12 protein-coding genes are annotated in these 12,553 nt (G+C 62.5%); 2 read left to right on the top strand and 10 right to left on the bottom strand.

All coding sequences use genetic code 11. The annotated features are described in order from the left end of the window. The first annotated feature begins 184 nt into the window (after positions 1 to 184). Positions 185 to 1,351, top strand: coding sequence for a thermonuclease family protein (locus tag DCC27_RS07640; RefSeq protein ID WP_110101225.1), 1,167 nt, complete (start codon positions 185 to 187; stop codon positions 1,349 to 1,351). Positions 1,352 to 1,483: 132 nt separating this feature from the next. Here the strand turns inward: DCC27_RS07640 and thiD are convergent, their stop codons facing one another. From thiD to DCC27_RS07625, 3 genes are all read right to left on the bottom strand, one after another. Continuing rightward, the gene (thiD, locus tag DCC27_RS07635; RefSeq protein WP_233492071.1) at positions 1,484 to 2,305 is read right to left on the bottom strand and encodes a bifunctional hydroxymethylpyrimidine kinase/phosphomethylpyrimidine kinase; all 822 of its coding nucleotides are present in this window, start codon (positions 2,303 to 2,305) and stop codon (positions 1,484 to 1,486) included. Between the two features lie 70 nt (positions 2,306 to 2,375). After that, a complete protein-coding gene (locus DCC27_RS07630; protein WP_199446276.1) occupies positions 2,376 to 2,894 on the bottom strand; it encodes a hypothetical protein in 519 nt (172 codons plus the stop codon). 11 nt (positions 2,895 to 2,905) lie between these two features. Next, on the bottom strand, positions 2,906 to 4,018 hold the full coding sequence (locus DCC27_RS07625) for a class I SAM-dependent methyltransferase (RefSeq protein ID WP_110110776.1): 1,113 nt from the start codon (positions 4,016 to 4,018) through the stop codon (positions 2,906 to 2,908). A gap of 315 nt (positions 4,019 to 4,333) precedes the next feature. Between DCC27_RS07625 and DCC27_RS07620 the strand changes: the two genes are divergently transcribed. Beyond that, entirely contained in the window at positions 4,334 to 5,125 is a 792-nt protein-coding gene (locus tag DCC27_RS07620) for a queuosine precursor transporter (protein WP_371682190.1), read from the top strand. On the opposite strand, the gene tgt is transcribed toward DCC27_RS07620, so the two are convergent. From tgt to DCC27_RS07585, 7 genes are all read right to left on the bottom strand, one after another. Beyond that, a complete protein-coding gene (gene tgt / locus DCC27_RS07615; RefSeq protein WP_110110774.1) occupies positions 5,065 to 6,444 on the bottom strand; it encodes a tRNA guanosine(34) transglycosylase Tgt in 1,380 nt (459 codons plus the stop codon). The two genes, DCC27_RS07620 and tgt, sit on opposite strands and share 61 nt — an antisense overlap. Positions 6,445 to 6,522: 78 nt before the next feature. After that, on the bottom strand, positions 6,523 to 7,908 hold the full coding sequence (locus DCC27_RS07610) for an FAD-dependent oxidoreductase (RefSeq protein WP_110110773.1): 1,386 nt from the start codon (positions 7,906 to 7,908) through the stop codon (positions 6,523 to 6,525). Beyond that, positions 7,905 to 8,255 (bottom strand): non-heme iron oxygenase ferredoxin subunit, encoded by a 351-nt coding sequence (locus tag DCC27_RS07605; RefSeq protein ID WP_110099935.1) that lies wholly within the window; start codon positions 8,253 to 8,255, stop codon positions 7,905 to 7,907. Before DCC27_RS07605 ends, DCC27_RS07610 begins: the two co-directional genes overlap by 4 nt. Before the next feature lie 117 nt (positions 8,256 to 8,372). After that, entirely contained in the window at positions 8,373 to 8,912 is a 540-nt protein-coding gene (locus DCC27_RS07600; protein ID WP_110099936.1) for an NUDIX hydrolase family protein, read from the bottom strand. A 41-nt stretch (positions 8,913 to 8,953) separates the two neighbouring features. Then, entirely contained in the window at positions 8,954 to 10,831 is a 1,878-nt protein-coding gene (locus DCC27_RS07595) for a hypothetical protein (protein WP_110110772.1), read from the bottom strand. A gap of 137 nt (positions 10,832 to 10,968) precedes the next feature. Next, the gene (locus DCC27_RS07590) at positions 10,969 to 12,036 is read right to left on the bottom strand and encodes a pseudouridine synthase (RefSeq protein WP_110110771.1); all 1,068 of its coding nucleotides are present in this window, start codon (positions 12,034 to 12,036) and stop codon (positions 10,969 to 10,971) included. A 21-nt stretch (positions 12,037 to 12,057) separates the two neighbouring features. Further along, a complete protein-coding gene (locus DCC27_RS07585; RefSeq protein WP_110101218.1) occupies positions 12,058 to 12,552 on the bottom strand; it encodes a zinc finger domain-containing protein in 495 nt (164 codons plus the stop codon). Position 12,553 lies beyond the last annotated feature (1 nt).

The raw sequence follows: 12,553 nt of genomic DNA, 5'->3' as shown, positions 1-12,553 counted from the left end.
CTACCCTAGCATCGCAGGCCTGCAGGCCGGTGCTTCGCCTCATGTGGCTGTTCAGCACCGGTATTCGTCGGTATTCCTCACAGCACCTCGATCATTAGCTACACTTTAGGGAGCACGTTCGATCAGAGGTACCGCCCTCTGACGTGCTGGACCCGCCCTCGTCGTCAAGTTGCTAGCGAATCTTATGTCTTCAAACCCCCGCCGCAAACGCCGCATCAACTGGTCCATCATGATCTTGTTGACCCTGGTGGCCTTGGTGTTGCTCACGTTGACTGTGCTGACGGTGGTACGAAATCTCGCCCAAGACGAGGACTCCGCGCGGATCGATGAGGTGCTGACCGGACAGTCAATGCAGATTACCGCTAACACCGGTGAGCAGGTGGTCCGCATGCAGGCCATGCGCGCCCCGGTTCCGCCTGAAGATGATGCCAGCGAAACGCTGGACACCTGTTTGCATGACGAAGCTAAAAACCAGCTCGAACAACTGGCGCCTGCCGGCTCGACGGTGAATCCCACCTACCCGGCCTATCCGAACGCCCCGAATGGCGAGGTCTGGGCGGATTTGGAGAAATCTGGCGATGATCTGGCGCTCGAAATGGTGCGTTCCGGTTATGCGGTGCCCTATACAGAAGAAGCGCAAGACGATGCTCGGGCTCAAGAGTTCAACGAGGCGCGTCAGCAGGCCTTCGAGGCCAAACGCGGGATCTACTCCAAAGATGCCGACTGTACCTTGCCGTCGCAGATCGAGCCGGTGCTGGAGGAACTCGAAGAGATTCCCGATTCGAATCTGAACGATCTTCAGGAAACCTCCGAATATATTGCAACCTTGAACGGTTTGCAGACCGAGGCCCAACAGGCTCGTTCTATTCTGGCCGCGATCCCCACGACGGGCGAGTCGGTCTCCGCCTTGGCCTGGGGCCAGCTGAAAGAGACCTATATGGAGCAGATCGAGGAGAGTCTCAGCGAGATCGAGTCGAAACTTTCCGAAGCACAGCAAGCTCGGGCTTCGATGAGTAGTGAAGACGGAGGATTCGTGCCCGAAGACTCCGATGAGGGTGGTGCCGGCAACGCCGAATCACGACCCCCTAGCCCAGATTCCTCCCAGCCCGAACCGACCGAGCAGGAACTCAACGAGCAACAAGACTCCTCCGGTGATGGTGCGCAGCAACAGTCTGCACAGCAACCCCAACAGCAAGACTCTCAACAGCAGCTTCGGCAACAGTCGGCCGATCACCAAGCTGAGCCTTCCCAGCAGAACATCCGCGCGGAATTCCAGGTCGAGCAGGTTCCGTCGGAGCAGCACGACAGTCCCGTAGCACCTGCGCGACCGCAACTGGTGCAGGCTGACTAGTCACTGGCATCCTGGAAACTGCCAACCGCAGTGGAGACGATCCGCGCCGAGACGGGGATGAGCCTGGTCCACGCCGACACCCTGCTCTCTGCACTGGTCACCGCGCCGGTGGCGACGGTGTAAGCGCAACTTTTAGCGCAGTCCGCCTTGCCAGAGCGTGTCAAACGGGGTCTTGGCGCTCACCCGCTGGGCGATGCCACGAGTGACGAATTCCTTGGCCGTATACGCAGCCTCACGCGGGGAGGCACCCTTGGCCAGCTCGGCGGTGACCGCAGCCGCCAGCGAGCATCCGGCTCCGGAGACGGCATGATCGCCGACCTTCGGTGTGCTGAGCACCTCCATATCAGTTCCGTCGTAGAACACATCGACCGCCTGGTCACCTTCTAAACGGATACCACCTTTGGCCAGCACCGCTGCACCAGAGTGATCGTGGATGATCTGAGCGGCCTCCTGCAGATCCTGCACCGAGGAAATTGTCAGGCCCGACAGCTGCTCGGCCTCGAAATGGTTCGGGGTGGTGAAGGTCGCTAGCGGCAACAGTTCCGCCTTCAGCGCCTCATCGGTATCCAGGGCGTGGCCGGGCTCTTGACCCTTGCAGATCAGTACCGGATCCAGGACCACGTGCTGCCACTGTTGAGACCGCAGTGCGCGCGCCACCGTGTGAATGGTCTCCGGTGAGCCCATCATCCCCAACTTGGTGGTGTGCAACTGTCCGGCGTAGTTAGCCTGAATGGCCTCTAGCTGATCGGCGATCACCTCGGCCGGGACCGGGGTGAACCGGTGGTTCCAGTCATCGTTGGGGTCAAAGGCCACGATGCAGGTCAGCGCAATGATGCCGTAGGCCCCCAGCTCCTGGAAGGTCTTCAGATCCGCTTGCGCCCCGGCACCACCGGTGGCTTCTGAGCCGGCAATAGACAGCGCCAGTGCTGGTTCGTGGATGGAGTATTCGGTCATCGTCATATCCTCATTTCCGTCAGGGCTTTTCCTCAGATTTTCCTCCGGCAGGCCGGGTCTGATCGACCGGCTACTGTTCGTCGATGATCGAATCTTCGTCAGCCTCACCAGGGGCCAAAATGTGTCCGTCGGCATCCACCACATCGGTAAATGGGATCGCCAGCCACCGGCCTAGGGCCATCAGGATCCCGGCCGGAAACCCGACCACCGGAATCAGTAGCGGCAACAGCCCCTCGAGCCCACCGACGAGCACCACCAGCCCGTAGAGCATGCCCACCAGGGCATAGGCCAGTACGTGCACAGCCTGGTTGAGCGTGAACCGAAACAACCAGTTCACCAACAGGGTCAGTGGCAGACCCAGCACCAGACCGGCTAGCCCCACCAGGGTGAGCAACGGGGTCAGATCACCGACCTGTTCGGCCACCGGCAAGAGATTGAGGATCACGACCAGCCCGGCCATGACAATATTTGGTGCCAGCCAGGCGATGAGATAACCGTAGATCGACATCTTCAGTCGTGGCCGGCGATCGGAAGTGCCGGATTTCTTGCCCCGGGGCTGGGCAGTTTTTTGCGGAATAGGAGTGGTCATACCGGTCGGAGTTAGCCTTTCTTGCGCAACACGATCATCGCGGTCAGATCCGGTGCTTCTCGCACCAGCTCGGGGTGCTCCTGGGCCCACCGGGTTGCGATCTGCTGTTCTTCATCGCGCACACCGTCGTCCAGGATCACCACCGCACCCGGTGCCAGCCGGTCTGCCAGCGCGTTGAGGGCCGGATACCGGGCCTGTGGGCCGGTGGCTGCCGGGGGACCGTCGACGAATAACAGGTCGATCTGCTCGGGTAGTCGCGCCTGGGAGAGGTCGTACCACTGAGGTGGTTCGGCATCCTCAGTCGGCTCGGTGTCTGACGCCGGTACCTGCGGTGCCAGGGGGGCTAGCTGCAGATCCACCACCGGCTCCAGCCCGTGCAAACTCACATAACTGGCGGTGAGATCCCGGTAGTGGTTCAGGTGATCGAAAGAGTACAGTCGGCCACCGTGTGCGGTCAGATAATGGCCGAACAACAACGTGGTCGTGCCCGAGCCCAGCTCGACAATATGCTGCGGGCGAGCCTGATCGAGCAGATCGAGCAGGTATACCGCCGAACGGGCATCCAACGCCCAGTCACCGGTGGACGGCCACAGCGTGCCGGTATCGATGCGACGCTGCAAATACTGCTGGGCCTCAATCTCTTCTCGCGCGTAGCCCAGTCGCCGGTTGATGTTATTGACGTGGTTCCGCGTTTGCCGATCGAGGTGCTGGGTACCGTCCTGGACCGTCTTGAGGACCTGATCGTGACGATCTTGCGCGGTGCCACCCTGCTGGGTCAGTTGCCCGGCGACCTCATCCACCGTGGCGTTGATCTGCTCGGTCGCCGAGGCGATCGATGCGGTGCGGGCCACCGCCTCGCGCTGTTGCTCGACGACCTCGGTCAGCGCAGTCTGGACCTGATGCTGACCGAGCAGCACCTGGCGCTGTTGGTCCAGCAGCTGGGTCTCCCGCCGGGCCATCACCCTGAGCATTTTCCGATCTCGCATGCTCCAGATCCCGAGGATCGCGACCGCGATCAGGGCGGCCAGCCCCACCCACCAGCTGGCATGCAGGCCCCAGGCAATCAGGCCACCGGCCAACGCCAGGGCAAACAACGCGATCAAGATTTTGTCGATGGTACTCATCTAGACTTTCCTTCGGTTCTGTGCAACCAATGCTCTCGCCTGCGCCGTGCGCGCACAGCACAGCACGCTCCGGTGATCCCCTTCTATCCTGTCACACCCGCGTAGCCGGGGCGTGACCCGCACCCCGGGTGTCTTTCCGCACCCGGGGACACCGTTGGTACACTAGCTGCGGACGCCGCCTGGGGCAGCAGGTGTGCACGGGGCCGTAGAGGCCGGTGAGACCGTCGTCGTCCAGCGCTGGCAACACGACCAGCACACGTGCCGGTACCAGCGAGCATGACTGCATCATTGACAACACCGTCCAGGAGGATCACCGTGTCTGCCCCCGATTCTTCCACCCCCAGCTCACCCCGCTCTGGCAACGTTGGCAACTCCAAGACCTCAGCTACTGATCACTCCCGACCGATCGCCCGCTTCGCCCCGGCTGGATCCGGACTGTACGCGATCATCACCGCGATCATGGCCACCGTGTTGATCCTGTCAAATATCGGTGCATCCAAGGGCGTACAGATTGGCCCACTCGTGACCGACGGTGGCTTCTTCCTGTTCCCGCTGGCCTATATCGTCGGCGACGTGGTGGCCGAGGTCTACGGTTTCAAAAATTCCCGTCGCGCGGTGATCACCACCTTCGCGTTGTCGATCTTCGCGGTGGTTTGTTACTGGATCATCATTAATCTGCCCCCGGCCGATTTTTATGACGGCCAACAGGCCCTGGAACGTACTCTCGGGCCGGTGTGGATGATCGTGGTGGCCTCGTTGTTGGGCTTTTTGGTCGGTCAGCTCTCCAACGCCTGGTTCATGGTGCGGATGAAGCGCTCCTTTGGCGAGAAAGTCCTGTTTGGTCGTATTGCGGTCTCGACGTTGATCGGCGAATTTTTGGACACGCTGGTGTTCTGCTCGATCGCAACACCGGTGATCGGGATCGAAACCGTTGGCCAATTCGTCAACTACGTGGTCGTGGGCTTCCTGTTTAAATCCGCCGTGGAAATCATCCTCGCCCCGGTGACCATGTGGGTGATGAAGCTGATCAAACGCGCTGAACCGGCCTACGGGGTCACCGAAAAACGGGCCGAAGCCCCAGGCGGGTCCGAGGCCTCAGCAGAGTAATACCGTCCCAGCACCTGTTCTTTCAGCTCCGGGTAGGTGCCTTCGATCATGCTGGTCCGGATGGTCTCCACGAGCCGAATGACGAACCGTTCATTGTGGATCGAGATCAGCGTGTGCACCAGCAACTCTTTGGCCTTGATCAGATGTCGTAGATAGGCCCGCGAGTAATGCGCGCAGGTATAGCAGTCGCACCCGGGCTGTAGCGGGGCAAAATCGTCCTTGAACTGCGCTCGCGGCAGGTTGATCCGTCCGTAGTCGGTGTAGAACGCACCGGTGCGGGCTACCCGGGTCGGCGAGACACAGTCGAAGGTATCCGCCCCCGACTCGATCGCCCACAACAAATCATCGGGTTCGGAAATCCCCAGCAGGTGACGTGGCTTGTCCTCGGGTAGTTCCTGGGCACACCAGGACACGATCGTGCCCAGGTTCTTCTTCTCCAGTGCTCCGCCGATCCCGTACCCGTCGAACCCGGCGCGGTCAGTGCCGTTATCGGTGACAAAATCAGCCTGCATGGCTGAGAGATCCTGGCACGCCTTGCGTCGCAAATCCTCGTATTGGGCGCCCTGAATCACCCCGAATAAGGCCTGATAGGGTCGATCGGACCGGTGGGCGGTGAGCCCGGCGTGGTGATCCAGGCAGCGTTGGGCCCACAGCCGGGTGCGTTCCAGGGAGGTTTCTTGATATCGACGAGAATTATGCAGGGTGGTCAGCTCATCAAAAGCGAACATGATGTCCGCACCCAGCTGGTGCTGGATGTTCATCGAGATTTCCGGGCTGAATCTATGCTTGGAGCCATCCAGATGGGAGGTGAACCAGACTCCGTCATCATCCACGTGGGCCAGTCGGTTTTTGCCGGCCGCGGTGTCGTCATCGGACCCGGTCCCGTCGGGGGCATGCGGTCCGGACATATCGATCACTTTCTTGAATCCCGACCCCAGACTCATCACCTGGAACCCTCCCGAATCGGTGAAGGTCGGTCCCGACCAATTCATGAACTGACCCAGTCCGCCGGCTCGATCGACCAGCTCGGCCCCGGGTTGCAGGTAGAGATGATACGCATTGCCCAGCAACGCCTGCGCGCCGATGGCTGACATCTGCTCGGGGGCGACGGCCTTCACGGAGGCCTGAGTCGCCACCGGGATGAACGCCGGGGTCTGGATCTGCCCGTGCGGGGTGTGGATCACCCCGGTGCGACCCAGACCGGAGTCCATCCGGGTCTGGATACTGAAGCTGACGTCCCGCGGGCTTGGGTGGTGGGTGGGAACCACCGCGGGGGTGGGATCGTTGGGTTGGCGACGAGTCTGTGGGTAATCTGTCATCTCTGTCATGATAGAGCCCCGGTTGGTCGCCGTGTTAACCGTACGAGGTCAGCACCTTAGCGGGACTGGGTGAGCGTTTCACCGATTTCGGATGAGTGAGCGCAGGTTCAGGTCCGGATCGGCCAGGTCCACCGGGTCGATGACGATCCCGCGTTGTATCAATCGGGTGGCCGCCCGCAGCACCATCGGTTGGTTCAGTGCCGCTACCGCGCATAACCGGTGTTGCGGATCGAGCACGAAGCTGGCGTGCTCGCGTCGCTGTCCGCCACTGGCTGCGCTACCCTGCAGCGTGCTTTCGTCCTCATGGATCGGATGCCGCCAACGCTCGATGAGCTGATATCCGGGCCGAGCGGCCAGGGTCATCTCGCCCAGGGCCCCGGCGTGCGTGTCGTAGCGATCCGTCCAGATCCAGCGCGGTGCCACGCGGTGGTGTTCGTTGTGTTTGGGCAGGACCTGGTCCGGTTCGGCGGTCGGGCTGGTATCGAGTAGGTCGGCGACCGCCCGCTGAGCAGAACGCACCGCCTGATCCCAGTGCTTGGCCCCCGGGGTGAGATCCCCGATCGCGTACACCCCGCAGACACCGTCCACCCGTTGCCGGTCATCGACGGCAACGCCGTCGGTGACCGGCAACCCGGCCTGCTCGGCCAGTTGCGTATTGGGTACCGTCCCGACCGCGGCGAGCACCAGATCCGTCTGCGCCGTGAACCCTTCCGGGAGCGCATCGGCCTGCAGATACTGCTGAATCAACTCGACCCCGTGCCGGGCATGGTCGGCGTCGAGTAGCTCGGCAATAGTGTCCCCGAAAATCTCCGCAGCCTGCCGATGGTGTGGTTGATACAGTCGCACCGCGGCTCCGAGCTGATGCACCCCGGCGGCCAGTTCTGCGGCCAACAGCCCGGCACCGGCCACGCTGATGCGCAGCGGGGGTGACGAATGGGACTCCTCGGCTCGGGAGGTGATCAGCTGCCGGATTCTGTCGACGTCGGTGTGGTCCCGTACGGTGAGTACCGGCAAAGGCTCGCCGTCTTGATCGGCTAGCGAGTGCTCGAAGGGTGCCGGGGAGGCCCCGGTAGCCAGAATGACCACCTCGGCCGAGAGCTGTTGACCGTCCCCGGTGCGGATCAGGTGTGTGGATCTGGTTGCTGCGGTGGCCACCGATCCGGCCGTCTGCTCAGCACGGCGGTGCCCCAGGTGTAGCTCGGTCGCGACCGCCTGCACCCAGCGGATCTGGTGCTGCTCGGCCCAGTGTGCACCGCCCAAGCGTAGACCGGGCTCGTCGAGCGCCCCGGTGAGATAATCTCCGGAGACCGGTGGTCGATCATAAGGGTAGGGGTTCGGGTCGATCACGGTGATCGCCCCGGCATAGCCGCGTTCGCGCAGGGTGTGCGCGGCGGTGAATCCAGCGACCGAACCACCGATGATGGCGACCGACCCGGGCGTTGCCGGCTCCGCTGTGGTGCTCATGCCTCGGTCCCGTCGGCGGGCACTCCCGGGTAAAGGATCAGGCGCCCGTCGACCACCTCAACCCGGTGGGTGGGAGCAGCCACGGTGGCGGGCAGGCCCAGAGCCTTGCCAGTGGCCAGACAGAAGGGGGAACCGTGCAGGGGGCATTCCACCGTTCCGTCTTCGATCCACCCTTCGGCCAGAGAAGCGTTACCGTGGGTGCACCGGTCGTTGAGCGCGAAGAATCCGGTTTCGTCGTGAAAAATGGTGATTGGCACGGTGCCGGTGGTGCTGGCCGGAACCAGTAGTGTCTCCTCCACCGGCAGATCCGCGGCTGCGCCGACATCGAGCCCAGGCTGGTCAGTCATCTTCGCTACCTTTTCGAGATTCTAGATGGATGTGAGGTTGGGATGGATGTGAGGTTGGGACGGATGGGAGAGCAGACTACAGGGACTGCCCGGTCGGAGGATCCCAGCACGGACGGGTTAGCGCCCCCAGTTCACGCTGGCCAAGGCCTGCTGGATAATCCGTCCCCGCCCGCCGACGAATTCGGACTGGATGTCTTCAGCCATGGCTTCCTCCGGGGTCAGCCAGCTGAGCTCCAGGGCATCCTGGCGTGGCTGACATTCTCCGGTCACCGGCACTAAATAGCACAACGCCACCGCGTGCTGACGGTCATCGGTCAACTCGGTTTCGGAAGGATGGGGGAAGTACTCCGCGACCGTAAACGGTCGCAGATCGGCTGGAATTTGTGGCAATGCCAGCGGGCCGAGGTCCTTTTCCAGATGCCGCATCAACGCTGCCCGCAGCGTTTCCCGGTACATCACCCGACCGGAGACAAACGTCCGTCGCAGGTGCCCGTCTCCATCGGCCACGTAGAGTAACCCGATCTGGGAGACATATCCCAGAGGATCGACCCGGACCGGGATCGCCTCCACGTAGACCATCGGCAACCGTCGCCGGGCCTCGTAGAGGTCCTCATCGGAGAGCCAACCGGGATGTGGATCTGGGGTACGAACGCTCATAGTTCTTTTCTACCAGCCCGGTGGGTCCGACAACACCGGATTCAGCCTCCAGCAATCGAGGTCGATGTCGGGCTGTTCTCGAGGTCTGTTGCGAGCCCGCCCTCGAGACTACCCTGAGGCTCATCATCGAATTGGTTAAGGTAGCGTTTTTCGGCCTGCGCAATCCGCCAGCGCCGGTTTTCGGTTGCCAACAACACCACGAAACCGCCCAGCAATGCCACCGCGGCGATCAAGACCGAGGGATTGGATCCGAACAGGCGCACCCCGATGATGGCAGCTAGCCCCCAGGCCATGCCGACGACGATCACCACGCGACCTCGTTCGGTCATCGACACCATGGGAACGAACAGCATCAGTGCCATCAGAATGACGATTGCCCACACGGATTCGGGCAACCACAGCAGGTGGAGCACGTCCCAGATCCCGGCCACAGTCAGCAGTTGGGAGGCCATAAATACCAGCGCCCACCCGGTCAACAGCCCGATCGGGGCGTCGGTGAACAGTTGCTCGCCCTGGGTTCGCGAGGTGTGTAAATTCAGGTTCCGGACCGCAGTGACCAGCAGCGCGCAGAGCAATATCCACACGATGATTTCCAGTCCCCACGGTTCGATATGGACCAGTGCGAACCACAGGGCCAGGGCAAACATGGCGTTGGCCATGAGCCACCCGGTGCGCCGTTGTCGGGAGGCTGACCGTTGCGAGGGGGTCCACTGGTGCACGGTGTACAGTCCAGTGGCGATCCACAGCACCGGCCAGATCGCGACGTGCCAATTTGCCATCGATAACAGGGTTGCCGACGAATGGTAGGCCCCATCATTGACCTGGGACAGTGGCTCGGTGCCACCGATCCACCCCAGACCCACCAGCCCACCGATCACGAACAGCACCCAGGCGATGGTCACGATCACCCGACGGACGCTATCGAGTCGTTCCGGTTGGGGATCCTGCCGTTCCGGAAGCAGGTAGGGCGGAATGTAGCCGGAACCATCGCCAAGCCCCAGTGGGTCGTGGGCATCGTCACCGGTGTCGGTTTGGTCTGTGCGTAGCTGGGCCTGCTTGGCCTCAATCGCTTGGGCCTTTTCCACGATCCGGTCACGACGTCGCCACTCCGGCAAGAGTGATCGGGCCCGAGACAGCAGTTGTTGGTCGGAGAGTTCTTCCCCGGGCCGTTGCAACATGGGCCGGTGATCGGGGGCCGGTACATAATCGGTGCCGTCTAGTTCGCGCGCTGCGGTCACCAAAGCCTGGGTCTCGCGTTCTTGCTGCGCCTTGAGTAACTCCATCTCGGCCAACCGTTGGCGTTCCCTCTCCTCGGCGGCCCGCTCGGCTGCCTGGACCGCTAAGATCTGCTGGATCTCGGCGACCTCGGCCTCGAGTCGTTCCCGCTCTTCCCGCGCCCTTCGTTCCGCTGCGACTTGCTCTGCCGCGCGACGCTTCTTCAGCGTCTGTCGGGCCCGATGTTTGAGCCAGTGCCGCCGTAGCCGGGCTGGCGTATCAGCAATATCGGCCTCGACCTTGTCCATATCTGGTCCGCCGAATGAATCCAACCACGTGGTTAGCCGGGTCCCCAGGGTGTCTTTGCGCTGTTCTTCTCCGGAACCGGTATTGAAGCTCACCGTCCACAGGGCTTTGTCTTCGGCCGAGACCTCCGGGGACTTCCTGGCCGGCTCATCAGGGGCGGGTTCAGTAGGCTCAACGGGTTCCGTAGACTCTGTTGGTGTTGCTGGTGTTGCGCCGGGTTCCTGCTCCGCGCTCGGATCAGCCGAGGTTGGGGTCGGCGACTCGGTCTCGGGAGAGTCCTCGACGGCCGAGTCTTCGAACTGTTGCTGGTCAAAGGGCTCGCGCGACGTTGACGAAGAACTTTTCAGGCGCGACAAGGCCTCGGATGCGGCGGTGTCGTGACCGTGCTCATCGTTCATCAGCAGGGCATCCTTTGCTGTGGTGTGGGGACGTTGCCGAGAACCCGCCGGGTTCTGTCAGGGATATCTCAGGCTACCCAATCATCCTGAATTATTCATCAAAGACGCTGGACGTTGCCGGATTGTGATCTTGGGGTTTACCGAGGCTGATATGCGAGTCGTCGATCGGTCTGAAATCGGCGGGCCTGACCGCTGAGCGGATCGATAAACTCCAGGGTGCTGGCCAGTAACTGCAATGGCCGATCCATCTCATCGGGGGCCTGAACTAAAAGCTCGGGGTAGAGCCGGTCGTGCAGGATCGGGGTGCCCAATTGGGCTAAATGCACCCGCAACTGGTGGGTGCGCCCCGTGCGTGGTTCCAACCGCACCCATCCCAGCCCGTGGTGCGGGACCGGACCCTGGGCATCTTTCGCCCCCAACCACGAGATCCGGGTCTGGGCATTCGGTCCGGTGGTGGGATCGTGACTGCGCCGGCGTTTGCCGATCCGCGGTGGGTCGAGCCGACCGGAATTGGCCACCGGATAGTCCTGGACATCCACCGTGATCACGCCCCGAGTTTTGATGATCCGGTTGCGATACACCAGCGGTAAACGTCGGCACTGCTGAATCGCCCGATCCGGATCCTCATCGAGCCGCACGATCGCCTGATAGGTTTTGGTCACCCGCCGCTGCTCGAAGAGCATCTGGTAGGCCCCACGAGTGGCCGGATTAGTGGAGAACAGCAGCACCCCAGCGGTGGCCCGATCTAACCGGTGTAGCGGCACCAGATCGGAATGACCGGTCGCCACCCGGAGCTTGACCAGCGCGGACTCCTTCACAAAACGCCCGCCGGGAGTGGTGGGCATGAAGTGCGGTTTATCCACCACCAGCAGGTGCTCATCTTCGAACAGCACCTGGACCGACTCCGGTAGTGGTTGCTCGTCTGGCACCGTGCGGTAATACCAGATGAACTCGTGGGATCCCAAGGGCTGCTCCCACCCCACCGGATCGCCGGTGATCGTGACCACCTCCCCGGAGTCGAACCGCTCACGTAGCGTGGCGGGATCCACGTGGTCGAATCGGGCCATCATGTACTCAGCAATGGTGCGCGGGGGAGTGGGCCGGTACTGTTCGGCGAGCTCGGCGAGTTGGTTGGCGGTGACCGGTAGGTGCAACCGGGTGGGATTGATCCCGTCTTTGACCGGTAGCGGTGGCGTCATGGCCATGGGGTGAGCCCTCCTGGTGTCCTACTGATGTTGGCACGCCGGGCACCAGTATAAATCTCGGCCCGCCAGCCTGTCGTGCTGGATCACGGCACCACAGCGCGGGCAGGGCGCCCCGGTGCGCGCATAAACCCAGAACCGCCCGCGCCCTCGCGTGCGCGCGGATGCGCCCGTGCGCGTGGACGCGTGTTCGGGCCCGGCACCACTATTGGCCAGCATCAGCGCGCGGGCTAAATCCACCACCGCGCCCAGCAGGACCGGATCACGATCACCGGCGGGAGTATGTGGAGCCAGCCGGGCCACAAACAGCACCTCGCACCGGTAAATATTGCCGATTCCGGCCAGGATGGACTGATCCAACAGCGCGATCCCCACCGAGCGCACACCGGTGATCCGGCTTCCGGTCAGCTCCGCCGTCGCGTAGCGCGGGGTGCGTACATCGGAGTCGGTGATAATCTGCCCGCGCAACAACGGGTCCAGTCGGCCGGCGAGATGGAAAAGTGTGTCGCCTTCGGGCATC

Origin of the sequence: Auritidibacter sp. NML130574 (assembly GCF_003185725.2) — a bacterium.
GTDB lineage: Bacteria > Actinomycetota > Actinomycetes > Actinomycetales > Micrococcaceae > Auritidibacter > Auritidibacter ignavus.
Note: the sequence above shows the minus strand (reverse complement) of the source record. Positions and strands in the feature narration are given on the sequence as shown.

Excerpts from the sequence above, each read along its gene's own strand:
- DCC27_RS07610 (WP_110110773.1), bottom strand. The coding sequence starts at position 7,908 with ATGAGCACCACAGCGGAGCCGGCAACGCCCGGGTCGGTCGCCATCATC.
- thiD (WP_233492071.1), bottom strand. The coding sequence starts at position 2,305 with ATGACCGAATACTCCATCCACGAACCAGCACTGGCGCTGTCTATTGCC.
- DCC27_RS07605 (WP_110099935.1), bottom strand. The coding sequence starts at position 8,255 with ATGACTGACCAGCCTGGGCTCGATGTCGGCGCAGCCGCGGATCTGCCG.
- DCC27_RS07590 (WP_110110771.1), bottom strand. The coding sequence starts at position 12,036 with ATGGCCATGACGCCACCGCTACCGGTCAAAGACGGGATCAATCCCACC.
- DCC27_RS07600 (WP_110099936.1), bottom strand. The coding sequence starts at position 8,912 with ATGAGCGTTCGTACCCCAGATCCACATCCCGGTTGGCTCTCCGATGAG.
- DCC27_RS07625 (WP_110110776.1), bottom strand. The coding sequence starts at position 4,018 with ATGAGTACCATCGACAAAATCTTGATCGCGTTGTTTGCCCTGGCGTTG.
- tgt (WP_110110774.1), bottom strand. The coding sequence starts at position 6,444 with ATGACAGATTACCCACAGACTCGTCGCCAACCCAACGATCCCACCCCC.
- DCC27_RS07630 (WP_199446276.1), bottom strand. The coding sequence starts at position 2,894 with ATGACCACTCCTATTCCGCAAAAAACTGCCCAGCCCCGGGGCAAGAAA.
- DCC27_RS07595 (WP_110110772.1), bottom strand. The coding sequence starts at position 10,831 with ATGAACGATGAGCACGGTCACGACACCGCCGCATCCGAGGCCTTGTCG.
- DCC27_RS07585 (WP_110101218.1), bottom strand. The coding sequence starts at position 12,552 with ATGCCCGAAGGCGACACACTTTTCCATCTCGCCGGCCGACTGGACCCG.
- DCC27_RS07640 (WP_110101225.1), top strand. The coding sequence starts at position 185 with ATGTCTTCAAACCCCCGCCGCAAACGCCGCATCAACTGGTCCATCATG.